Origin of the sequence: Streptomyces sp. NPDC002790, from assembly GCF_040295505.1 — a bacterium.
Taxonomy (GTDB): Bacteria; Actinomycetota; Actinomycetes; order Streptomycetales; family Streptomycetaceae; genus Streptomyces.
Genome location: NZ_JBEOVM010000004.1, coordinates 183,669 through 205,010, shown reverse-complemented (window position 1 = coordinate 205,010; position 21,342 = coordinate 183,669). Strand labels below are relative to the sequence as shown.

General features: G+C 70.2%; 19 protein-coding genes. 8 read left to right on the top strand and 11 right to left on the bottom strand.

All coding sequences use genetic code 11. The features are described 5' to 3' along the window. Positions 1-37: 37 nt before the first annotated feature. From iolG to ABT004_RS04530, 4 genes are all read right to left on the bottom strand, one after another. Complete coding sequence (gene iolG, locus ABT004_RS04545; RefSeq protein WP_351331345.1) at positions 38-1,039, bottom strand: inositol 2-dehydrogenase; 1,002 nt, start codon at positions 1,037-1,039, stop codon at positions 38-40. A 63-nt stretch (positions 1,040-1,102) separates the two neighbouring features. Continuing rightward, on the bottom strand, positions 1,103-1,996 hold the full coding sequence (locus tag ABT004_RS04540; RefSeq protein ID WP_351331344.1) for a sugar phosphate isomerase/epimerase family protein: 894 nt from the start codon (positions 1,994-1,996) through the stop codon (positions 1,103-1,105). Continuing rightward, complete coding sequence (locus ABT004_RS04535; RefSeq protein ID WP_351331343.1) at positions 1,993-3,078, bottom strand: Gfo/Idh/MocA family protein; 1,086 nt, start codon at positions 3,076-3,078, stop codon at positions 1,993-1,995. Before ABT004_RS04535 ends, ABT004_RS04540 begins: the two co-directional genes overlap by 4 nt. A 145-nt stretch (positions 3,079-3,223) precedes the next feature. After that, positions 3,224-4,834, bottom strand: a complete 1,611-nt coding sequence (locus tag ABT004_RS04530) for an IclR family transcriptional regulator (RefSeq protein ID WP_351331342.1) — start codon at positions 4,832-4,834, stop codon at positions 3,224-3,226. 215 nt (positions 4,835-5,049) lie between these two features. Between ABT004_RS04530 and ABT004_RS04525 the strand changes: the two genes are divergently transcribed. From ABT004_RS04525 to ABT004_RS04515, 3 genes are read left to right on the top strand one after another with little or no spacing between them, the layout of a single operon-like run. After that, positions 5,050-6,132, top strand: coding sequence for a maleylacetate reductase (locus tag ABT004_RS04525; RefSeq protein WP_351331359.1), 1,083 nt, complete (start codon positions 5,050-5,052; stop codon positions 6,130-6,132). A 52-nt stretch (positions 6,133-6,184) separates the two neighbouring features. Continuing rightward, positions 6,185-7,111: a hydroxyquinol 1,2-dioxygenase gene (locus tag ABT004_RS04520; protein WP_351331341.1), complete on the top strand. Its 927-nt coding sequence runs from the start codon at positions 6,185-6,187 to the stop codon at positions 7,109-7,111. Continuing rightward, positions 7,050-8,591 carry a sugar porter family MFS transporter gene (locus tag ABT004_RS04515; protein WP_351331340.1) on the top strand — a complete coding sequence of 514 codons (1,542 nt, stop codon included), beginning with the start codon at positions 7,050-7,052 and terminating at the stop codon, positions 8,589-8,591. The genes ABT004_RS04520 and ABT004_RS04515 overlap by 62 nt, the downstream gene beginning before the upstream one ends. Positions 8,592-8,667: 76 nt before the next feature. On the opposite strand, the gene ABT004_RS04510 is transcribed toward ABT004_RS04515, so the two are convergent. Genes ABT004_RS04510 through ABT004_RS04500 form a run of 3 tightly spaced genes read right to left on the bottom strand, consistent with a single transcriptional unit; the run spans position 8,668 to position 11,215 of the window. Continuing rightward, complete coding sequence (locus tag ABT004_RS04510; protein WP_351331339.1) at positions 8,668-9,345, bottom strand: 3-oxoacid CoA-transferase subunit B; 678 nt, start codon at positions 9,343-9,345, stop codon at positions 8,668-8,670. Beyond that, positions 9,342-10,013, bottom strand: a complete 672-nt coding sequence (locus ABT004_RS04505) for a 3-oxoacid CoA-transferase subunit A (protein WP_351331338.1) — start codon at positions 10,011-10,013, stop codon at positions 9,342-9,344. Before ABT004_RS04505 ends, ABT004_RS04510 begins: the two co-directional genes overlap by 4 nt. After that, complete coding sequence (locus tag ABT004_RS04500) at positions 10,010-11,215, bottom strand: thiolase family protein (RefSeq protein WP_351331337.1); 1,206 nt, start codon at positions 11,213-11,215, stop codon at positions 10,010-10,012. Before ABT004_RS04500 ends, ABT004_RS04505 begins: the two co-directional genes overlap by 4 nt. A 93-nt stretch (positions 11,216-11,308) precedes the next feature. On the opposite strand from ABT004_RS04500, the gene ABT004_RS04495 reads away from it, so the two are divergent. Next, positions 11,309-12,196 (top strand): LysR family transcriptional regulator, encoded by an 888-nt coding sequence (locus ABT004_RS04495; RefSeq protein ID WP_351331336.1) that lies wholly within the window; start codon positions 11,309-11,311, stop codon positions 12,194-12,196. A gap of 19 nt (positions 12,197-12,215) precedes the next feature. Here the strand turns inward: ABT004_RS04495 and ABT004_RS04490 are convergent, their stop codons facing one another. From ABT004_RS04490 to ABT004_RS04475, 4 genes are all read right to left on the bottom strand, one after another. Beyond that, positions 12,216-13,409: an FAD-dependent oxidoreductase gene (locus ABT004_RS04490; protein ID WP_351331335.1), complete on the bottom strand. Its 1,194-nt coding sequence runs from the start codon at positions 13,407-13,409 to the stop codon at positions 12,216-12,218. Between the two features lie 164 nt (positions 13,410-13,573). Further along, a complete protein-coding gene (locus tag ABT004_RS04485) occupies positions 13,574-14,554 on the bottom strand; it encodes a TAXI family TRAP transporter solute-binding subunit (RefSeq protein ID WP_351331334.1) in 981 nt (326 codons plus the stop codon). A gap of 180 nt (positions 14,555-14,734) precedes the next feature. After that, complete coding sequence (locus ABT004_RS04480) at positions 14,735-16,141, bottom strand: sensor histidine kinase (protein WP_351331333.1); 1,407 nt, start codon at positions 16,139-16,141, stop codon at positions 14,735-14,737. Between the two features lie 10 nt (positions 16,142-16,151). Beyond that, entirely contained in the window at positions 16,152-16,820 is a 669-nt protein-coding gene (locus tag ABT004_RS04475) for a winged helix-turn-helix domain-containing protein (protein WP_351331332.1), read from the bottom strand. A 222-nt stretch (positions 16,821-17,042) separates the two neighbouring features. Between ABT004_RS04475 and ABT004_RS04470 the strand changes: the two genes are divergently transcribed. From ABT004_RS04470 to ABT004_RS04455, 4 genes are all read left to right on the top strand, one after another. Next, the gene (locus ABT004_RS04470) at positions 17,043-18,068 is read left to right on the top strand and encodes an amidohydrolase family protein (RefSeq protein ID WP_351331358.1); all 1,026 of its coding nucleotides are present in this window, start codon (positions 17,043-17,045) and stop codon (positions 18,066-18,068) included. Between the two features lie 53 nt (positions 18,069-18,121). Then, positions 18,122-19,042, top strand: coding sequence for an amidohydrolase family protein (locus tag ABT004_RS04465; protein ID WP_351331331.1), 921 nt, complete (start codon positions 18,122-18,124; stop codon positions 19,040-19,042). Positions 19,043-19,086: 44 nt separating this feature from the next. Then, complete coding sequence (locus ABT004_RS04460; protein ID WP_351331330.1) at positions 19,087-20,484, top strand: MFS transporter; 1,398 nt, start codon at positions 19,087-19,089, stop codon at positions 20,482-20,484. 103 nt (positions 20,485-20,587) lie between these two features. Continuing rightward, positions 20,588-21,286, top strand: coding sequence for an alpha/beta fold hydrolase (locus ABT004_RS04455; RefSeq protein ID WP_351331329.1), 699 nt, complete (start codon positions 20,588-20,590; stop codon positions 21,284-21,286). Positions 21,287-21,342 lie beyond the last annotated feature (56 nt).

Genomic DNA, 21,342 nt, shown 5'->3' with positions numbered 1-21,342 from the left:
CGGGGCTGAGGGACCGCGGTCCCTCAGCCCCGCCGGATCACACGGTGACCGTCCGGCCGGTGCGGGCGGACTCCTCCGCCGCGTTCGCGAGGACGAGCGCGGTGACGCCGTCGTCGAAACCCGGGGAGCAGGGCGCTCCAGTGCGGATGGCACGCGCGAACGCGTCGAGTTCGGCGCGGTAGGCCTCGGCGTAGCGCTCGAGGAAGAAGGGGAGGCAGGGACCTGCCCCTTCGGTCCCCTCGCTGCCGAACTTGCGCACCGTGGTCTTGGTGACGTTGCCGGCCGAGAGCATGCCGGTGGAGCCGAAGGCCTCGAGCCGCTGGTCGTAACCGTAGGCGCAGTGCCGGGAGTTGGTGATGGTGATGAGTTCGCCGCCGCGGCCGCGCAGGGTGACGACGACGGAGTCGTAGTCGTCGTACTTCTTGATGTCTTCGCTGAAGACGTTGCTGCCGACGGCGGTGACCTCGATGATGTCGGGCACGAAGAACCGCGCCATGTCCAGGTCGTGGATCGTCATGTCGCGGAAGATGCCGCCGGATCCGGCGATGTAGTCCACCGGGGCCGGAGCCGGGTCGCGGCTGATGATGGTCAGCTGCTCGAGCGTGCCGATCTCTCCCGTGGCGACGCGATCGCGTACCGCGGCGAAGTTCGGGTCGAAGCGCCGGTTGAAGCCGAGCATGATGGGCGCGGTGGTGTCACCGAGCTTGTCGCGGCACTCCAGGACGGTCCCGATGTCGAGGTCGATGGGCTTCTCGCAGAGGACCGCGAGACCGTGCGCCCTCGACCGGGCCATCAGGTCGACGTGGGTGCTGGTGGGCGAGGCGATGACGACCCCGTCGAGGTCGGCCTCGGCGAACACCTCCTCGGGGTCCGCGACGGCCTTGGTGCCGGTCTCGGCGGCCAGGCGGCGGGCACCCTCGATGAAGGGGTCCGCGATCACGGCGAGGTCGATGTCCGGGTGGGCGGCCACGCTGCGGGCGTGCACCTGGCCGATGCGACCGGAACCGAACAGCGCCAGGCGCAGGCGGCGTTCAGACATGGTGGTTCCTTTCAGAACATGACGGTGCGGGTGTCATGGCGGTGTGGGTTCGACCGGGAGTGCTCAGCCGGCCCGGTGGCTGCTCGGGAAGCAGCTCACCGCGGTGTCGTAGGCGCGCTTCAGGCCCTCGGCCATCGGCAGGCCCCGGTGCTCGGCCGAGATGATCTCGACGCCCCAGGCGCCGCGGTATCCGGCGTCGATGGTCCGCTGGACGAACGTGGGGGTGTCGAAGGCGCCTTCGCCGCAGTACTTGCGGTGGTTGCTGCTGTCGTCGACCATGCCGGCGACGGTGTCCCGGATCCCGGCGACTCCGTCGTTGATCTCGACCGCGGTGACCCGCTCCATGGGCACGACGTTCCACACATCGTCGTTGGCGAGGCGGCCCTTGTAGGTGTGCCACACGTCGATCAGCAGACCCGCCGATGGGCTGTCGGACTTGGTGACCACCTCGACCGCTTCCCGGGTGGTCCTCAGGTGCGAGAAGGGTGTCGCTTCCAGCGCTAGGTGGATGCCCGATGCGGCGGCCTCGTCCGCCAAGTCGGCGAAGGCGTCGGCCAGATGGGCGAGAGGCAGCGGGTTCTCCGCCAGTCCCGCTCCGGCCTTGATGTGGTGGGCGCCGAGTGCGGTGGCGGCTTCGAAGAGGTCGGCGCGGACGACGTCCGCGGCGGCGCGCTCGGCTCCGGTGGTCCACCAGTTGTCGAGGAACTCGACCTCTACGATGCCGATGCCGGCCTCGCGGATCCTCCGGGACAGTTCGGCGTAGCCGATGGTGTCCCGCGCCTCGACCAGGTCGGCGTGGACCAGGCCGATGCCTGCCCAGCCGGTGCGCGCGACGGCGGCGATGCGCTCGTCCAGCGGGACCGGGCTGCGCTCGTCGTCCAGCATCGGCGCGACGTCGCCCGCGCTGGTCCAACAGGTGGCGATCAGACCGGGTATCACCCGGGCGGGCCCGCTCATGCGCCGGCCTCCACGTCGACCGAGGCGCCGCGTTCCTTCTCGGAGCGGTAGCAGGCGTCGACGATGCGGGCCACGGTCAGGGCGTCCGACACGGGGGCGACGACGGGGGCACCGGTGCGGATGCTGTCGACCCAACCGCGCATCTCGGGGTGGAAGTTGCTGATGTTCTCGAGCTCGGGGAGCTCGGAGAACTTGTTCGCCTCGGTGCGGGCGAAGGGCGGGGTGAAGTGGCTCTGGGTCCACTCGGTCCAGCCGGCCGGGTATCCGCCGCGGTCCTCGTCGACGTAGACGCGCAACTTCTGCGGGAGGATGCCGAGTTCGATCATGCCGCGGGTGCCGTAGACGCTGATGCGGGAGCTCTCGAACCACTCGAGGTGGTCGTGGCCGTCGAAGTTGAACGTCATGGACTTGTCGGGGTAGTTGAGGAGCACCGCGGCGGAGTCCTCGCGGCTCGACCCGCCGGAGAGCTTGGGCGACTTGCGCACGCGGGCGTTGATCGACTCGGGGGCGCCGAACATGCGCACCAGGGAGTCGAGCATGTGGCAGCCGAGGATCCACAGGACGCCGCCCATGTCGGCCGGCTGGTTGAGGTGCTGCGTCTCGTGCTCGCCGACCAGGGCGGCGCCCCGGGCGGAGACGGTGACGACCTCACCGATCAGGCCCTGCTCGATCAACTCCTTCGCGCGGCTCACGGATTGGGCCAGACGCACGTTGTAGCCGACCTGCACGACCTGGCCGGGCTTGGCCTCCGCCTCGGCCCGGCGCAGGCGCAGCAGGTCTTCTGCCGTGCCGCCGCCGGGCTTCTCGACGACCACGGACTTGCCCGCGTCCAGCGCCTTCAGGGCGTGCGGAACCATGTCGCGGCTCTTGGAGTGGACCATGACGGCGTTGATGCGCTCGTCCTGAAGCACACCGTCGATGGTGCGCGCTTCGAGTCCGTACTTTTCGGCGAAGTACGTGAGTCGGGGGTCGTCGTCGGCGGCCGCGACGACCTCCACGCCCTCGATCGCGCGCAGGGCGCGGACCCGCGCCGACGCGTGCGGGTGGGTGATGCCCAGGAGCCCCACAATGATCGGTTCCAAGGTTGCTCTCCTGTCGTTCCAAGTCGCCGGCCCGCTCGGGGCGAGAGCGCGAACTGGTGTGAGATCCGAGGTTGTTGCCTCCGGGAGCCGCCACTGTCACACACTGGACAGGGCGTCCACAAGACAGAGTTTGCTGTGGGTTCCATCACCTCGGACGGGCGCCGCTTGACGCGTCGTCACCGTCGGCGGGCGACGGGGCGCCGAGGTACCGGGAGAGCTCCTGCGCCCCACCGCGGACCAGGTCCACGACGGACGGCTCCCCTGCCGGGGCGGCCAGGATGCCTTCGCGCAGCCCACTGACCGACAACGAGGCCGCGACCTCGCCGCGATGATTGAAGATGGGTGCGCCGATCGCGGCGATCCCAGGGGTCACGTTGTTGTCGCTGACGACATGACCCTTCTCGCGGATCCGCTCCAGGTCCGCGTAGAGCTCGGGACGGGACCGGAGGTCGCGCCACGGGTCTCCGGAGTTAGTGGCGATCGCGGCGTACTCGTCCCACGCGGCGCGTTCCTCGAAGGCGAGCAACGCGCGGGGGGCCGCCCCCACATGGAGCGGCAGCGACTGCCCCAGTTGCAGCACCCGGCTGTTGACGCGTACGCCGTCGACCCGCTCGATGCACACGGCCCGCGTGCCACGGCGGATGGTCAGGAAGGTCGTCTCACCGGTTGCGCGGTGGATGGCGTCCAGGACCGGCATCGCCGCCCTGCGGATGTCCAGGCGGCGGGTGAGTTCACCGGACAGGCGCAGCATCTTGCTGCCCACGCGATAGGCGCCGCGCGGCCCGATCTGCTCCACCCAGCCGGCCTCGGCCAGGGTGCCGAGCATGCGGTAGACCGAGCTGACCGGCTCTTCGAGCCGCTCGGTGAGACGGGCCGAGGTGGCGACACCTTCGTCGGCCAACACCTCCATGAGCGCGCCGGCCTTGGCGATCACGGCCGGGGAGCGCGTCCCCGCCTGATCGTCCGGCACGACGGGCGAACGTGCCGCCGGCCCACCGGGGCCGCCGGAGCGGGGCTGGTCCAGGGACGCCTCGATCGCCCGCGCCGCCGCCAGGACGGTCTCGCCCGCGGCGGTCTCCTGCGCGAGGACGCGCTCCCTGAGGCCCGCTACGCAGATGACCCCCACGACGGCCCCGTCCCGGTCCCGTACGGGGGCGCCGACGGAGGCGACGCCCTCGATCGCCTCACCGTCCTCGACGCTCCACCCACGGTCGGCGGTCTCTTCGAGTCTGCGCCGGAGATCGGCTGCCGTCACCGGCGTCGCCGGGGTGAGGGGCTCGTACGGCGCGCGTGCGAGCACCCGGCTGCGGAACTCGGGCGGCGAGAAGGCAAGAAGGGCCTGGGAGGCCGCTCCCGCATGGAGGGGAAGCGTTCTGCCCGGTGCGAGCACCAGCATGTCCACGTCGGATCCGTCCACCTGATCCAGGCACAGCGCCCCGTCTTCTTGGAGGACACGGAAGGACACATTCATGCCGAGTTGCCCCTGCGCCCAGCGCAACTGCTTGCGCAGCTCGACGCGATCGACGTAGGCGTCGACGACCGCATCACCCAGGCGCAGCACTCCGGTTCCCAGCTCGAGGCGTCCCTCACCCGCCGGGCGCACCAACTGCGTGCGTTCGAGGGCGGCGGCCACCCGGTAGACGGTCGGGCGGGGTTCGGCGACCGCCTTGGCCAGCTCCGACGGAGTCGAGGGGCCGAGTCGAGCCAGTTCGTCGACGATCTGGGCCGCCTTCTTCAACAACTGAATGGCACTCAATCCCTGCCTCATCCCTGCGTTCTCACGGAGTGGTCACGCTGTCCGAATATTGCGAGCGTAACCTCTGGCGCGACATCACATCACTGTGCGAACATCGCGTCCACTGTATGGCACCGGATCGCGCCGCGGGCCGCTCCGTCGCACATCACACGGACCCGTCGCACAGCCGCATCATCACGCCCGAGGAGGAAGTCTCCATCGAGGAGACGACGCCGATGATCCAATCTTTCGTCCACGAAGCCCTGCCCATGCGCGTCCGATTCGGGGCGAAGTCGCTGTCGGCCCTGCCCGACGAGCTGGACCAGATCGGGCTCGGACGCGTCCTGGTCCTGTGCTCGCCAGGGCAGGAGGAGACAGCGGAGTTGGTGGCGGGCGCCCTGGGGAAGCGCTGCGTAGGCGTACTGGCGGATGCCGTGATGCACGTACCGGCCGAGGTGGCCGAGCGTGCCAGTGCGCGGGCCGCCGATGTCGGCGCCGACGGGTGCGTGACGGTGGGCGGCGGCTCGGCGATCGGCCTCGGCAAGGCGATCGCGCTCAAGCACGGCCTGCCGGTGGTGGCCGTACCCACCACGTACTCCGGTTCCGAGATGACACCGGTCTGGGGCCTCACCACCGACGGCCGCAAGGAGACCGGGCGGGATGCGCGCGTGCTGCCCCGCAGCGTCGTCTACGATCCCGAACTCACCGTGTCGCTGCCGGTTTCGATGTCGGTGACCAGCGGATTCAATGCGATCGCGCATGCGGTCGAGGCACTGTACGCGCCCGACGCGACACCCATCATCTCCCTGATGGCTCAGGAAGGCGTCCGCGCCCTGAGCTCGGCGCTGCCCGGCATCGTCGCCGACGCGGCGGACGCCGCCGCGCGCTCCGAGGCGCTGTACGGCTCGTGGCTGTGCGGTGCCTGTCTGGGCGCGACGACGATGTCCCTGCACCACAAGCTGTGCCACGCCCTGGGCGGCACCCTGAACCTGCCGCACGCGCAGACCCACACGGTGGTGCTCCCGCACGCCCTCGCCTTCAACGAACCGGCCACGCCCGACGCGGTGGCGGCACTGACCCGGGTGTTGCCCGGCGAAGGCGGCCCCGCGCAGCGCCTCTGGCACCTCGCCGGAGAGCTGAACGCGCCGCGCTCCCTCGCCGAACTCGGCATGCGGGAGTCCGACATCGGCCGCATCGCCGACGAGGTCACCAGCCGCTCGTACGGAAACCCCCGCACCATCACCCACGAAGCCGTGAGCGGCCTGCTCCGCGCGGCCTGGGCGGGAGAGCAGCCGAGCACGGAACCCGGCTCGGCCTGACGGCACCACCGTCCCGTATCCAAGACACCGGCACACGTAACCGAGGAGACCCATGCCTGATCGCAGCCTCAACGCCGACACCGTCCCGGCCACTGGACCGCACGACGTCTCCAAGGCCCAACAGGCCGTGGAGGAACGCCTCGTCGAGACCGTCCTCCAGTCGTTCGACGACTGCCAGGACCCTCGTCTCGGGCAGGTCATGCAGGCACTCGTCCGTCACCTCCACGCGTTCGTCCGCGAGGTGCGCCTGACGGAGGAGGAGTGGAACAAGGCGATCGAGTTCCTCACCGAGGTCGGTCACATCACCGACGACCGCCGACAGGAGTTCATCCTGCTCTCCGACGTTCTCGGCGCGTCGATGCAGACCGTCAACGTCAACAACGAAGCGCGCGGGGACACCACCGAGGCCACCGTCTTCGGCCCGTTCTTCGTCGACGACGCGCCCCGCATCGAGCAGGGCGGCGACCTCTCCGGCAGCGCCGTCGGGCAGCCCTGCTGGGTCGAGGGCACGGTGCGGGACACCGAGGGCAACCCCGTCCCGAACGCGCGCATCGAGGTGTGGGAAGCCGACGAGGACGGCTTCTACGACGTCCAGTACACCGACGACCGTGTCAGCGGCAGGGCGCACCTGTTCAGCGACGAGGAGGGCGGCTTCCGGTTCTGGGGCCTCACCCCGACGCCGTACCCGATCCCCCATGACGGACCTGTGGGCAGGATGCTCGCGGCCACCGGGCGCTCCCCCATGCGCGCCTCGCACCTGCACTTCATGGTGACCGCCCCGCAACTGCGGACCCTGGTGACACACATCTTCGTCCGGGGCGACGAACTCCTCGCGTCCGACACCGTCTTCGGTGTCAAGGACTCCCTGATCAAGGACTTCGTCCAGCAGCCCGCCGACGCCCCGACGCCCGACGGACGTGAACTCGGCCACCGCACCTGGGCGCGCGCCCGCTTCGACATCGTGCTCGCGTCCGCGTAACCGCCGACGCCACACCGAGAGGACATCACCCATGAGCCGCGGTGCACCGTCCGCAACTACCGAGGTGACAACGGCGACAACCCGGCCGGCCCTTCCTCCGGACACGCCGGGGCCGCACTCCAAGCGTCTCGGCCTGATAGCCGTCGTGGCGACGTTCGGTGGCCTGCTCTTCGGATACGACACCGGCGTGGTCAACGGCGCCCTCAAACCGATGGAACACGACCTGGGACTCACCGCGTTCAGCGAGGGCCTCGTGGTCAGCGCCCTCGTCTTCGGCGCGGCATTCGGGGCGGTCGTCGGAGGCCGCCTCTGCGACCGGTTCGGGCGCCGGCGCACGATCCTGATCCTGTCCACGGTGTTCGCCTGCGGGACGCTCGGCTGCTTCCTGTCCCCCGACTGGCAGGTGCTCACGCTCTTCCGCTTCGTCCTCGGTCTCGCCGTCGGGGGCTGCTCGGTCGCCGTCCCGGTCTACCTCGCCGAGATCTCGCCGTACGAGAAGCGTGGCTCGCTGGTCACCCGCAACGAAGTCATGATCGTCTCCGGTCAGTTCGCGGCGTTCGTCATCAACGCGTTCATCTTCAGCATCTGGGGCGAGCACGACGGCATCTGGCGGTTCATGCTCATCGTCTCCGTCCTGCCGGCCTTCGCGCTCTTCTTCGGCATGCTGCGCGTGCCGGAGAGTCCGCGCTGGCTCAGCGCCCAGGGCCAGGACGAGGCCGCCCTGAACGTGCTGAAGCAGGTCCGCGGCCCTGAGCGGGCCGAGGCGGAGATGGCCGAGGTCCATCAACTCTCCGACGAGGACAACGCGTCGAGAACCGGCGGCTGGGCCGACCTCGCCGTGCCGTGGATCCGCCGCCTCGTCCTCGTCGGCATCGGCGTGGGGATCTGCCAGCAGATCACCGGCATCAACGCGATCATGTACTACGGCACGCAACTCCTCGAGGACTCCGGGTTCTCCGCGAACGGCGCGATCCTCGCGAACACCTTCAACGGCCTGGCCAGCGTCCTGGGGATCGCCGTCGGGATCATGCTGATCAACCGGGTCGACCGGCGCACCATGCTGCTCGGCGGCTACACCTTGATCGTGACCTTCCACGTGCTCATCGGAGCCTCGGCGCTGCTCATCCCGGACAGTGCCGCCTTCAAGCCGTACCTGATCATGGCGTTCGTGGTCTGTTTCGTGTTCTCCATGCAGGCCACCCTCGGGCCGCTGGGCTGGCTCATCCTCGCCGAGATCTTCCCCCTCAAGATCCGCAGCTTCGCGATGGGTGTCTGCGTCTTCGTCCTGTGGCTCACCAATGCCTCAGTCGCCTTCGGCTTCCCGCCGTTGGTCTCCTCGCTCGGGATCGCGCCGACCTTCTTCGTCTTCGCCGCGCTCGGCGTCCTCGCGTGCATCTTCATCGTCACCTCGGTCCCGGAGACCCGGGGCAAGACGCTGGAGCAGTTCGAGGAGGAGTTCAGGCGGGACAATGCGGGGTGACACCCACCGGACATGACGGGACCGTCTCACCACTTGGTGGTGAGACGGTCCCGTCATCCGTGCTGCTGAATGCCCGTCACTGCCCGGATGCGATCAGCGGCACGTCCATGCGCGCTGCCAACTCATCGAGCGTGATGCCGAAGGTCTGCGTGACCCGCACGCCCTCCGCGGTGATGTCGAAGACCGCCAGGTCGGTGTAGACACGGTCGACGCAGCCGAGGCCGGTGAGCGGGTAGGTGCAGTCGGGGACCAGCTTGGGTGTGCCGTCCTTGGTGAAGAGGGTCATCATCACGAAGACCTGCTTGGCCCCGATCGCCAGGTCCATCGCGCCGCCGACGGCGGGGATGGCATCCGGGGCGCCCGTGTGCCAGTTGGCCAGGTCGCCGCGGGCCGAGACCTGGAACGCGCCGAGCACACATGTGTCCAGGTGCCCGCCGCGCATCATGGCGAAGGAGTCGGCGTGGTGGAAGTACGCGGTTCCGGGCAGCTCGGTGACCGGGATCTTGCCCGCGTTCGTCAAGTCGGCGTCGATCTCGTCGCCCTGGGCGGCGGGACCCATGTTGAGCATGCCGTTCTCGGTGTGGAGCACCACGCCCGAGTCGGCCGGCAGGTGGTCTGCGACGAGGGTCGGCTGGCCGATGCCCAGGTTGACGAAGGCGCCTTGCGGGATGTCGCGTGCGATGAGGGCGGCGATCTCGTGCTTGCTCAGTGGGCCCTGTCCGGTCACGGACGGGGCTGTGTTCGTGAATGTCATGCGCGGGCCGCCTCCTGCACCACTCGGTCGACATAGATGCTCGGGGTCACGACGGTCTCCGGATCGAGCGTGCCGGTCTCGACGATCTCGCGGACCTGCGCGATCACGGTGGTCGCCGCCGTCGCCATGACCGGGCCGAAGTTGCGCGCGGTCTTGCGGTAGACGAGGTTGCCCATGCGGTCGGCGCGGTGGGCGCCGATCAACGCGACGTCGCCCTTGATGGGGTACTCGAGAACGTAGGTACGGCCGTCGATCTCGCGGGTCTCCTTGCCCTCGGCGAGCAGCGTGCCCACGCCGGTCGGGCAGTAGAACGCGCCGATGCCCGCGCCGGCGGCCCGCATGCGTTCGGCGAGGTTGCCCTGCGGCACGACCTCAAGCTCGATGCGGCCCGCGCGGTAGAGGTCGTCGAAGACCCACGAGTCCTTCTGCCGCGGGAACGAGCAGATCACCTTGCGGACCCGCCCCTTGGCCAGGAGCGCGGCGAGTCCCGTGTCACCGTTGCCGGCGTTGTTGGACACCACCGTGAGGTCGGTGCCGCCCTGGCGGATGAGCGCGTCGATCAGGTCGACCGGCATGCCGGCCATGCCGAATCCGCCGACGAGCACGGTGGCGCCGTCCTCGATCCCGGCCACCGCCTCGTCGACGTCGGCGCAGATACGTGTCGTCATGACTGGTCTCCCGTCACGTTCTCCAGGACCACGGCGAGCGCCTGGCCCACTCCGATGCAGATGGCCGCGACACCCCAGCGTTCGCCGGACTCGCGCAGCCGGTGGGCGAGGGTGCCGAGCAGCCGGCCGCCGGACGCACCGAGCGGATGGCCGAGGGCGATCGCCCCGCCCTTGGCGTTGACGATGTCCGGGTCCACCTCCCAGGCATCCACGCAGGCCAACGACTGCACGGCGAACGCCTCGTTGAGCTCGACGGCGGCGACGTCGGACCAGGTGATGCCTGCCGCCTTCAGCGCCCGGTTCGCCGCCTCCACGGGGGCGTAGCCGAACATCTGCGGGTCGAGCGCGGACACACCACGTCCGGCGATACGGGCCACGGGGTCGACGCCGATACGTGCGGCGGCGGCACCCGAGCCGAGCAGGACGGCGGAGGCGCCGTCGCTCAACGGGGAGGCGTTGCCCGCCGTGATGACACCGTCGGGCCGGAAGACGGGCTTGAGCCCGGCCAGCTTCTCCGGCGTGGACCCGGGGCGGATGCCCTCGTCCCGCGCCAACGTGGCGCCCTTGGCATCGACGGTGACCGGCACGACCAGGTCGTCGTAGAAGCCCGCGTTCCAGGCGTCGTCGGCGAGATTGTGGGAGCGGGCGGCGAAGGCGTCCTGGCGCTCGCGCGGGACGTCGAAGCGGTCGGCGAGCTGCTCGTTGGCCTCGCCGAGCGAGACGGTCCACTCCTTGGGCATGCGCTCGTTGACCAGGCGCCAGCCGAGCGTCGTGGACACGGCGGTGGCGTCCCCGGCGGGGAAGGCGCGCGTCGGCTTGGGCAGCACCCAGGGCGCGCGGGTCATGGACTCGACGCCGCCGGTGAGCACGATGTCCGCGTCGCCGGTCTCGATGGCGCGGGAGGCGATGATCGCGGCGTCCAGGGAGGAGCCGCACAGCCGGTTGACCGTCGTGGCGGGCACCGACGTCGGCAGCCCGGCCAGAAGGACCGCCATCCTGCCGACGTTGCGATTGTCCTCACCGGCGCCGTTGGCGTTGCCCCAGACGACGTCGCCGATCTCGGCCGGGTCGAGGTCGGGGGTCTTGGCGAGTGTCCCGGTGACGGCGCGGGCGGCGAGGTCGTCCGGGCGGACGTCCGCGAGGCCTCCCGAGAACCGTCCGAAGGGCGTGCGTGTCGCTGCGTACAGATAACTGTCAGTCACGCTCCTCACCGTAGAACCACCAGGTTCATCACGTCCAAGACCTAATCGACATGGATTAATAAGATGGCTTTATGAGTCGGATAGGCTGGGGCCATGGAACTCCGTCAGCTCCGGTCCTTCCTCGCCCTCACCGAGGAATGCCACTTCGGCCGCGCGGCGGCCCGTCTGCACGTGGCACAGCCCGCACTCTCGCAGCAGATCAAACAGCTGGAACGGGAGCTGGGAGTCACCCTGTTCCACCGCTCCACGCGCCGCGTCGAACCCACCGAAGCGGGCCGCCAACTCACCCACTACGCCCGCGCCTTGCTGACGGAGGAGGAGCGGGCCCGCGTCCACATGCGGGAGCTGGCAACCGGTCACGCGGGCCGGGTGTCGGTGGGCTTCATCGGCACAGCCACGTACGACGTGCTCCCCCGGGTCGCACGGACCGTGCGGGCCCGGCTGCCCGACATCACCCTTGACCTGCGCGGCGAACTCCTCACCCCAGAACTGGTCGAGGGCGTGCGCTCCGGCACCTACGATCTCGCGGTCGTCCGCGGCGCCGCCGCGGACACGGACCTGCTCGTCACACCGCTGCGGTCCGAGCCGCTGGTGGCGGTGCTGCCCTCGCACCACCCGCTGGCGGGCAGCGCGAGCGTCGAGCTGGCGGCACTGGCCGACGAGCCGTTCGTCGTCCATCCCTCGCGGTCCCGGTCCTCGATGTACGACCGGGTGCTGTCCGCGTGCGAGGGGGCGGGATTCCGGCCCCACTCACTCACCGAGGTCGGCGAGACGGCGACGCTGGTCGTCTTCGTGGCGGCCGGGCACGGCGTGGCTCTCGTTCCGCAGTCGGTGCGCAGCCTCAACCTCGACGGGGTCACGTATGTGCCGCTCGCGGAACCGGAGTTGGTCGATCTGCTCCTCGCCCGCCGTACACAGCGGACTTCGCCCGCGACGGATCAGGTCGTGTCGGTGATCGAGGAGTGTGTCAGCGGCCGGTGAGTGCCGCTGACACACTGGGTCACCGCTGCCCGACGCGCTGCTGGCCCGTCTGCCGGGAGTTGGCCACGATCGAGAAGGCGTAGTCCGTCATGCGGTTCTCGTACGCGCGGACCGCTTCCGTCGGCGGCTCGCCCGTGCCGGCCGCTTCGGACAGAGCACGAGTGAGTTCACTGGCGTCACGGATGGCGGTGTTGGCACCCATCGCCAGGACGGGGCTCATCGCGTGGATCGCGTCCCCGATCAGCGTGACCGGGCCTGACTCCCAGACGGGCTCGGTGGCGGCGGTGGAGATCCGCAGCGGGAACAGGGAGTCGGCGTCCCACAGTTCCAGCAGCCGGTGGACGTCCTCGTGCCAGTCGCTGCCCAGCACTTCAAGGGCGACGGCGCGCAGGCTCGCCGGGGCGAGTTCGCGCAGTTCCGCGAAGGACGGCATCGCCGAGTGATCGACGGGGCCGCCGACCATGCAGGCGACGTAGTCGCCGACCGGGGAGAGTGCCGCAGGCGGGACATGGGCCAGTCCGGCCTGTTCGGGCCGGCTGCCGAGCTCCACCGGGCCCAGGCCAAGGTGCGGGTGGCCCGGGCCGCCGGTGACCACGGTGAAAATGCTGTCGAAGACCCAGCTCGGGACGCCCGCGCGGCCTCTTCCTTCGAGCGGGATCTTGCCGTAGATCAGCCGCAGGCCGGCATCCTCGACCCCGGCGTCGGGCAACAGCGTTCGGCGCACTGCCGAGTTGACACCGTCCGCTCCGACCAGAAGGTCGGCGCCCACCGTACGGCCGTCGGCGAAGCGTGCCGTGACCGTTCCTGATGTCTCGTGCCGGTAACCGGTCAAACGCGCCCCGTAGTGCACGTGGTCACGCAGACCGGAGAGCATGATCTGGCGCAGGGTCGGGCGGTTGAACGCACGCGGGCCCTGCGCGGGCCGCGCGCCGGAAGCGTCGTGTGCCGCCTTGTCCGCGAGGACGTCCAAGCGACGGGTGCGGACCGACACCCGCGCCGGCGGTGCGGCCGCGGTTGCCAGGCAGAGCTGGAACAGCGGTGCGGGCAGGCAGCGTTGCAGCCCGGTCAGGCCGGGCTCGTCGAGTTGGATGCGGTATCCCTGCGGGCGGGCGCCCGGGTGGTCATCGCGTTCGTAGACGGCGACATCCATGCCTTGCGAGCGCAGGCCGTGGGCGAGCGCGAGGCCGCCAAGGCCGGCGCCAATAATGATCACACGATACGGGTCTGGCACAGTTCTCTGCCTTCGTTCAAGAGGACGAAGGAAGCACTGGCGTTCCTCGAATAGGAACCAACACCGCACGGGGCGCCGCTCAGAAACACCATTCATGAGCGAGTTTTTTGCGCATCCATCTAGCGTTTTTCACCTTAACACTCCGCTCAGCCGTGCAGTGCCCGGTAGGCCTCCGCGGCCCCTGGGTGCAGTGGGATGCTGCCCGTTCCGATCAGTGAGCGGACGTCGAGGAACTGCGTGCCCACCGCGTTGTCGGGGGCGAGGGATGTGGCGCGGCGGACGAGGAGGCGGGTGAGGGTGGCCGCCGTCTCGTCGTCGAGGTCCGGGCGGCACACCAGGAGGTTGGAGACGCCGATGGTGGCCACGCCGGCCGCGTTGCGGTAGGCGCCCTGGGGCAGTGTCACCTGCTCCAGGCCCGCGCCGGCCCGTTGGTCCCGGTTGCCGAGCCGGGGCAGGAGTTCGGCCAGCGGGAGGAAGCGCAGGCCGGTGCGTTCGTCGAGGTTCTGGAGGGTGGGCAGGGGGACGCCGCCCGCGACGAGCAGGCCCTCGACGGCGCCGGTGCGTGTCGCCTCCGCCGCGTCGTTTAGCGGCAGATGACGCACCGGCACATCCGCGCCGGCCGCGAGCCCTGCGGCGTGCAGGAGGCGTGCGCCGAACACCGCCGCTCCCGAGCCCTCCGCGCCGAGGGAAACGGTATGACCGGCCAGATCGGCGACCGTGCGCACGGTCGAGTCCGCGCGTACGGCGAACTGGAGGTACGTCTCGTAGACCCGGCCGATGGCGCGCAGCGGCACGGGGCGCGGAAAGAGGCCGGTGCCCGCGGCGTCCCGTGCGGTGGCGGTGAGGACGAGGGCGAGGTCGGCCTTGCGGTCGCGCAGCAGCTCGATGTTGTCGATGCTGCCCGCGGTCGTCCTGACCTGGCCGCGCAACCCGGGGTGCACCGCGGTGAGTTCGGCGGCAAGCAGGCGCCCGAAGGCCTCGTAGAACGCGGTGGGTTCGCCGGTTGCCAGCCGCAGCACGCCGCTGGGCTCGCCGCGCGGGCGTGTGGCATCGCTCGCGACGGCGCCGCCGAGGGCCACGGCGGCCGCGGCACCCAGAGCGGAGCGCAGCGCGGTGCGGCGGTTCACGAGACGCCTCCGCGACGCGGCCGGACGGAGCCCACGAAGGCCACCATGGCCACAGCGCCAAGGGCGGAGCGCGACGCGTTGCGGCTGTTCACGAGACACCTCCGCGACCGGGTCGAGCGGCGCCGACGAAGGTCGCCATGGCCACAGCGGCGAAGGCGAAGTGCAGCGCGGTGCGGCGGTTCACGAGACGCCTCCGTCCTCGGTGTCGGCGCGTGGGAGCACGGCGCGGGTTCGGAGTCCGTGCGGGGTCGCTGCATCCAGTTCCAGGTGGCCGCCGCGTCCGGTGAGGATCTGCTGGGCGATGGCGAGGCCGAGGCCGGTTCCTGTCGTCCCGCTCTGCCGACCCGCGCGCCAGAACCGTTCCGTGGCGCGGGTGATCTCGTCCGTGGCCAGGCCGGGGCCGTCGTCCGTGACCGTGAGGACCGCCCAGGGGCCCTCGGCCGCGCACTCCAGCGTGATCCGCGCGTTCGCGCCCGCGTATTTGATGGCGTTGTCGAGGAGGATGTCGCTGATCTGGACGAGTTCGTGTTCGGTGCAGGCCGCCGCGACGGGGGCGGCGGGCCGTGTGGTCAGGTGCACGCCCGCGCGGCGGGCGACCGGCTCCCAGCGGCGGTACTGCTCGGCCGTGACGGTGGCCGCGTCGCAGTGGGCGTGCGGGTCGTCGGTCATGGCCAGTTCACCGGCCCGGTGTTCGGCGGTGGCGAGGGCCAGCATGTCGTCGAGCAGGGTTTCCAGGCGGTCCAGTTCGGTCGTGACGCCCGTGTACGTGCGCTCCGCCCTGTCGGGGAGGTGGGTGTGCAGGGCGTCGACGCGCAGGCGGAGCGCCGCCATGGGGTTGCGCATCTGGTGGGAGGTGTCGGCGACGAGTTGGCGCTGTTGTTCCAGGGCGACGGTGACCGTCGCGGCCATGCGGTTGAACCCGGTGGCGAGTTGCCGCAGTTCGGGCGGGCCGGTGGCGCGGGTGTGTTCCGGGGGCAGCCCCGCGGCGAGCTGGCCGACGGCCCGGTCGAGGCGGCGCAGCGGGCGCACCACCCAGCCGGTGACCGCGCGGGCGAGCATCGCGCACGCCACGGCGACGAGACCCGCCGCGGCGAGGACGGCGGTCCAGCGCCACATGATGTCCCGGGCCGCGGTGTCCACGGAGGCCCGCAGGACGACGGCGCCGGAGACCTGGGTCCCGGTGCCCGCCGGTTCGGCGAACATCCGGTGTCCGCCCGACCAGGGCAGGAGCGAGGCCGTGGGGTGGGTGGTCTGGTTGCGCAGGGCCGCGTCGATCAGGCCGTCGACCGTGTCGTCGGCGGCGTGCATGCCGCCGGTCTCCACCACGGGTTCGCGGCGGGCGTCGGTGACCACGATGGCCTCCCCGTACAGAGCGGTGTAGCGCCGGGCCTCGGCGATGACCGCGGAGGTGTCTCCGCTGGTCGCGGCCCGGTCCATCAGTGAGGCGAACCGGTCGAGGTCGGAGCTGCGGGCGAGGACGAGTTCCTGGGTGCGGTCGGAGGCGGTGTACGCCAGGAGCGGGATCGCGAACGCGGCCACCGTGAGGACGACGAAGGCGAGCAACGCCGCCTGGACCCGGTTGCGCACGTGTGTCCCCTCAGCTCCGCGTGTCGCCGAGGCGGTAGCCGAAGCCCCGGATCGTCGTGAGCAGCTCGGGACGGTCGAGCTTGGCACGGAGCTGGGTGACGTGGACGTCGAGGGAGCGCGAGGTGCCGTGGCTCGCGTTGCCCCACACCTCGTCCATGATCTGCTCGCGGCCGACGGCTCGGCCTGCTCGCGCGGCGAGCACGGCGAGGATGTCGAACTCCTTGGCGGTCAGCTCGATCGCGGTGCCGTCGGCCATGACATGCCGGGCATCGAGGTCGATCTCGACATCCGCGACGCGCACGATAGGTGCGGCCGGGTCGCGCTTGGCCGCGGTCCGCCGGGTGACGGCCTCGATGCGGGCGAGCAGCTCTGCCAGGCGTACCGGCTTGACCAGGTAGTCGTCGGCGCCGAGCCGCAGCCCCCGGACCACCGAGCGCTCATCGCCCCGGGCGGTGAGCACCACCACCGACATGTCACTCACGGCCCGCAGGGAGCGCAGCACGTCGAGGCCGTCGATGTCGGGCAGGCCCAGGTCGAGCAGGAGCAGATCGGCGCTGCGGTGGTAGGTGAGCACATCACGACCGTGGGTGACCCTGCGGGTGACGTGCTCGTGGTCGTACAGCACCTCCATCAGCGCCGCGGCTACGCCGTCGTCGTCCTCGGCGAGCAGAATCTGCACGTCGTCCGCCTCCTGTCAGCGGTGTCCGTGTGCCGACCGCCGCTGCCGAATGTAGTCCACGTGCCTTGGTGTTCTTCAAGCACAGGCTGGTCACGCGGGCGGTCGGGGGCCGGAATGTTAAGGGACGGTTAGGTCCGTGTGCGGGTCTCTCGTGGTGTCTCGCGCCGTGGATGAGGGTGCCCGGGTTGAGGACGACACATGTCCGACCCCGAAAGGCACCACATGATCATCGATTGCCACGGTCACTACACGACGGCGCCCGCGGCGCTCCAGGACTGGCGCACACGGCAGATCGCCGCGCTCGACGCGGGCACCGCCGCACCCGCCCGCGCCGACCTGCGGATCAGCGACGACGAGCTGCGCGAGAGCATCGAGCCGAACCAGCTGCGGCTGATGGACGAGCGCGGCATCGACCTGACGGTCTTCTCGCCGCGCGCCTCGTTCATGGCCCATCACGTCGGTGACTTCGAGACGTCGTCGGCCTGGGCGTCGATCTGCAACGAACTCTGCTACCGGGTCAGCCAGTTGTACCCGGAGCGCTTCGCCCCCGCCGCCATGCTCCCCCAGTCCCCCGGAGTCGACCCGGCCACCTGCGTCCCCGAACTCACCCGCTGCGTCGAGGAGTTCGGCGCGGTCGCCCTGAACCTCAACCCCGATCCGTCCGGCGGCCACTGGACCGCACCGCCGCTCACCGACCGCTCCTGGTACCCCGTGTACGAGAAGATGGTCGAGTACGACATCCCGGCGATGGTCCACGTCAGTACGAGTGTCAACCCGGCCTTCCACACCACCGGCGCGCACTACCTCAACGCCGACACCACGGCGTTCATGCAGCTGGTGCAGGGTGACCTGTTCGCCGACTTCCCCGCCCTGCGCCTGATCATCCCGCACGGTGGCGGGGCGGTGCCGTACCACTGGGGCCGCTTCCGCGGTCTGGCGATGGCGCTCGGCAAGCCGCCGCTGGAGGAGCACGTCCTCGGCAATGTCTTCTTCGACACCTGCGTGTACCACCAGCCGGGCTCCGACCTGCTCTTCGATGTCATGCCGGCCAAGAACATCCTGTTCGCCTCGGAGATGATCGGCGCCGTCCGCGACATCGATCCGTGCACGGGACACCACTTCGACGACACACGTCGCTACGCCGAGGCGGCCACGCTGCCCGCCGACGACCTCGCGGCGATCCAGGAGCACAACGCCCGCAGCGTGTACCCCCGCCTGGACGCGCTCCTCAAGCGCCAGGGCCGCTGAGTCACCGCCACCCCGGACACACCACGTAACACCCTCGTACGGAGAGCAGAGCTGTGCACACCCTTTCCCCCAAGACCCCCGGATGGCTCGACTGGTACCAGGGCCCGTCCCGGCCGACGCTCCGGCTGCCCGCCGGGACCGTCGACACCCACTGCCATGTCTTCGGCCCGCAGGCCGAGTTCCCCTTCGCGCCCGAGCGCAAGTACACGCCCTGCGACGGCGGCAAGGACGAACTCTTCGCGCTGCGGGACCACTTGGGCGTCTCCCGCAATGTGATCGTGCAGGCCACCTGCCACGGCGCCGACAACTCCGCCATGGTCGACGCCGTCCGCGCCTCCGACGGCCGGGCGCGCGGCATCGCCACCGTGCGGCCCGACATCACCGAGTCCGAGCTGCGCGAGCTCGACGCGGCGGGCGTGCGCGGTGTGCGCTTCAACTTCGTGCGCCGCCTGGTCGACACCTCGCCCAAGGACGCCCTGCGCGCGATCGCGGACAAGATCGCCCCGCTCGGCTGGCACATCGTCCTGTACTTCGAGAGTGCGGATCTTCCCGAACTGGAGGAGTTCTTCGGCTCGTTGCCCACGCCGCTGGTCATCGACCACATGGGCCGGCCGGATGTCACCAAGCCCGTGGACGGCCCCGAGTTCACGCGATTCCTGCGCTTCGTCGACACCCACGACGTGTGGGTGAAGGTGTCCTGCCCCGAGCGCCTCACCGTCACCGGCCCGCCCGCCCTCGACGGCGAGCGGCACGCGTACGACGACGTCGTCCCCTTCGGCCGCCGTGTCGTCGAGGAGTTCCCCGACCGCGTGCTGTGGGGCACCGACTGGCCGCACCCCAACCTCACCGACCACATGCCCGACGACGGACTCCTGGTCGACTACGTGTCTCGGGTGGCGGTCACCGACGCGCGGCGGCACCAGCTCCTCGTAGCCAATCCGATGCGGCTGTACTGGCCCGGCGAGGACGTCTGAGCACCGCCCACCCTCCATCCCCCTCACCTGACAAAGGCGTCACCATGCAACCCTCCAACGCTCTGAACAGGCTGGACAGGCTCCCGGTCGCCCGGTTCCACAAACTCACCCTGCTGGCCGTCTCGTTCGCGTACTTCTTCGAGTTCGCGGACATCAACAGCTTCGCCACCACCGCCCCGAAACTGATCGACGTGTGGGGTGTCAGCGTCAATCAGGTCGCGTACGTGACCTCACTGTCGTTCGTCGGCATGTTCATCGGCTCGATCGTCGCCGGGGCCGTCGCCGACCGCTGGGGGCGCAAGCGGACACTGTTGTGGACGACGTTCTTCTTCGCCTTCTTCTCCTTCGCCTCGGTGTTCGCCTGGGACCTGCTGTCGCTCGGTGTGTTCCGTGTGCTCACCTCGGCCGGTCTGTCGGCGATGACCGTGGTGGCCGTCGTCTACGTCAACGAGATGTATCCGGCGGCCGTGCGCGGCAAGTACCAGGCGTACGCCATCGTCATCGGCATCTGCGGCACCCCGGTCACCAACCTCATCGCCAGCGCCGTCGTCCCGCTCAGCGACTGGTCGTGGCGTCTCGTGTACCTGTGGGGTTCGCTGGGCATCCTGCTCGTCCTGTTCACCCGGCACCTCAAGGAGTCGCCGCGCTGGCTGGAGAGCCGGGGCGACCATGCCGCCGCCGACCAGGTGCTGCGCGAGATCGAGTCACATGTCGCCGCGGAGAAGGGCCCGCTGCCCGAGCCGGCGCCGCCGGTCGCCGAAGTCCCCACGACCAGGGCCCCGTTGAAGCTGCTCCTGCAGAAGAAGTACCTGTACCCGACGCTGCTGCTCACGGTCCTGTGGGTGACCCAGACCATCGGCTTCTTCGGCTACTCGAGCTGGGCCCCGACCCTGCTGGCCAAGGAGGGCTTCAGCATCGAGAGCTCCGTCTTCTACGTGGCTCTCACCACGGTGGGCGCCCCGCTCGGCTCGTATCTGGCGTCCATGGTCACCGACCGGTTCGAGCGCAAGTGGTCGCTGACGGTGTTCGGCGCCGTCATCGCGGTGTGCGGCCTGCTCTACGGGCTCACGTTCAGCCCCGTGTTCATCGTGGTGTTCGGCTTCCTGGTGAACTTCTTCGAGCGCGGCTACACGGCCCTGGCCTACGCCTACTCCCCCGAACTCTTCGACACCCGCGGCCGCTCCCTCGGCACCAGCGTCTCCTACGGCCTCGGCCGCCTGTCGAACGCGGCGGGCCCGCTGATCGTGGCGGCGCTCTACACCAGCCACGGCTACCAGAGCGTCTTCTACTTCATCGCCGGTACGTGGATGGTCGGCGCCGTCGTCCTGGCGATCTTCGGCCCGCGTACGCGCCGGGCCCGCCTGCTCGAGGCCGAGCGGCAGCCGAGTGCCGTCGAGTCCGACGGGCCGCCGGGTGGACACGTCTCGGGTAGTCGTGCGTAGCGCTTCTGCGCACTTTTGACCCTGGCCCGCCCGATGTCCTACGGCTTCACTGGAGGGCATCGGGCAGGCGAGGGGCCTGCCCCTCGCCCGCAGGGGGTAATCCGTGGCAAACATCAGGAACGTCGTGCTGGTGCACGGTGGGTTTGTGGACGGATCGGGCTGGCAGGGTGTCCATCAGCAACTCACCGGCGACGGCTACCGGGTGGCCGTCGTGCAGAATCCGACCCTGTCGCTGGCCGGCGACGTGGCCGCCACCCACCGGGTCCTCGATTCCCTCGACGGACCGGCCGTCCTGGTCGGCCACTCCTACGGTGGCGCCGTCATCACCGAGGCCGGGAACCATCCGAACGTCGCCGCGCTCGTCTACGTCACCGCGTTCGCCCCGGACAAGGGCGAGTCGGTCAACACCCTGATCGACGACCCTCCGCCCGGCGCTCCGGTGCCACCGATCCTGCCGCCCAGGGACGGGTTCCTGTTCCTGGACCGGGACAAGTTCGCCGCGTCGTTCGCCGCCGACCTGCCCGAGGCGCAGGCCGCGTTCCTGGCCGACTCCCAGGTGCCGTGGGGCCTCGACGCACTCGGTGGCGCGGTCTCCGAACCGGCCTGGCGCAGCAAGCCCTCCTGGTACCTGGTCGCCACCGACGATCGCATGATCCCGCCGCCCGCTCAGCGCGCCATGGCGGAACGCACCGGTGCCACGGTCTCGGAAACTCCGGGCAGCCACGCGGTCTACGTCTCGCGTCCCACCATTGTGTCCGCCGTCATCACCCAGGCCGCCGAAGGCCGCGACGGCGACGGGTAGCGCACCCAGGAGGCGAGGGCGAGGGGCGCGGCCTGATTGTGCAACAATAATCCGGA

What these genes read in the sequence shown, in the direction of transcription:
- ABT004_RS04470 (WP_351331358.1), top strand. Translation starts at nt 17,043, where the DNA reads ATGATCATCGATTGCCACGGTCACTACACGACGGCGCCCGCGGCGCTC.
- ABT004_RS04540 (WP_351331344.1), bottom strand. Translation starts at nt 1,996, where the DNA reads ATGAGCGGGCCCGCCCGGGTGATACCCGGTCTGATCGCCACCTGTTGG.
- ABT004_RS04520 (WP_351331341.1), top strand. Translation starts at nt 6,185, where the DNA reads ATGCCTGATCGCAGCCTCAACGCCGACACCGTCCCGGCCACTGGACCG.
- ABT004_RS04460 (WP_351331330.1), top strand. Translation starts at nt 19,087, where the DNA reads ATGCAACCCTCCAACGCTCTGAACAGGCTGGACAGGCTCCCGGTCGCC.
- ABT004_RS04495 (WP_351331336.1), top strand. Translation starts at nt 11,309, where the DNA reads ATGGAACTCCGTCAGCTCCGGTCCTTCCTCGCCCTCACCGAGGAATGC.
- ABT004_RS04510 (WP_351331339.1), bottom strand. Translation starts at nt 9,345, where the DNA reads ATGACATTCACGAACACAGCCCCGTCCGTGACCGGACAGGGCCCACTG.
- iolG (WP_351331345.1), bottom strand. Translation starts at nt 1,039, where the DNA reads ATGTCTGAACGCCGCCTGCGCCTGGCGCTGTTCGGTTCCGGTCGCATC.
- ABT004_RS04525 (WP_351331359.1), top strand. Translation starts at nt 5,050, where the DNA reads ATGATCCAATCTTTCGTCCACGAAGCCCTGCCCATGCGCGTCCGATTC.
- ABT004_RS04505 (WP_351331338.1), bottom strand. Translation starts at nt 10,013, where the DNA reads ATGACGACACGTATCTGCGCCGACGTCGACGAGGCGGTGGCCGGGATC.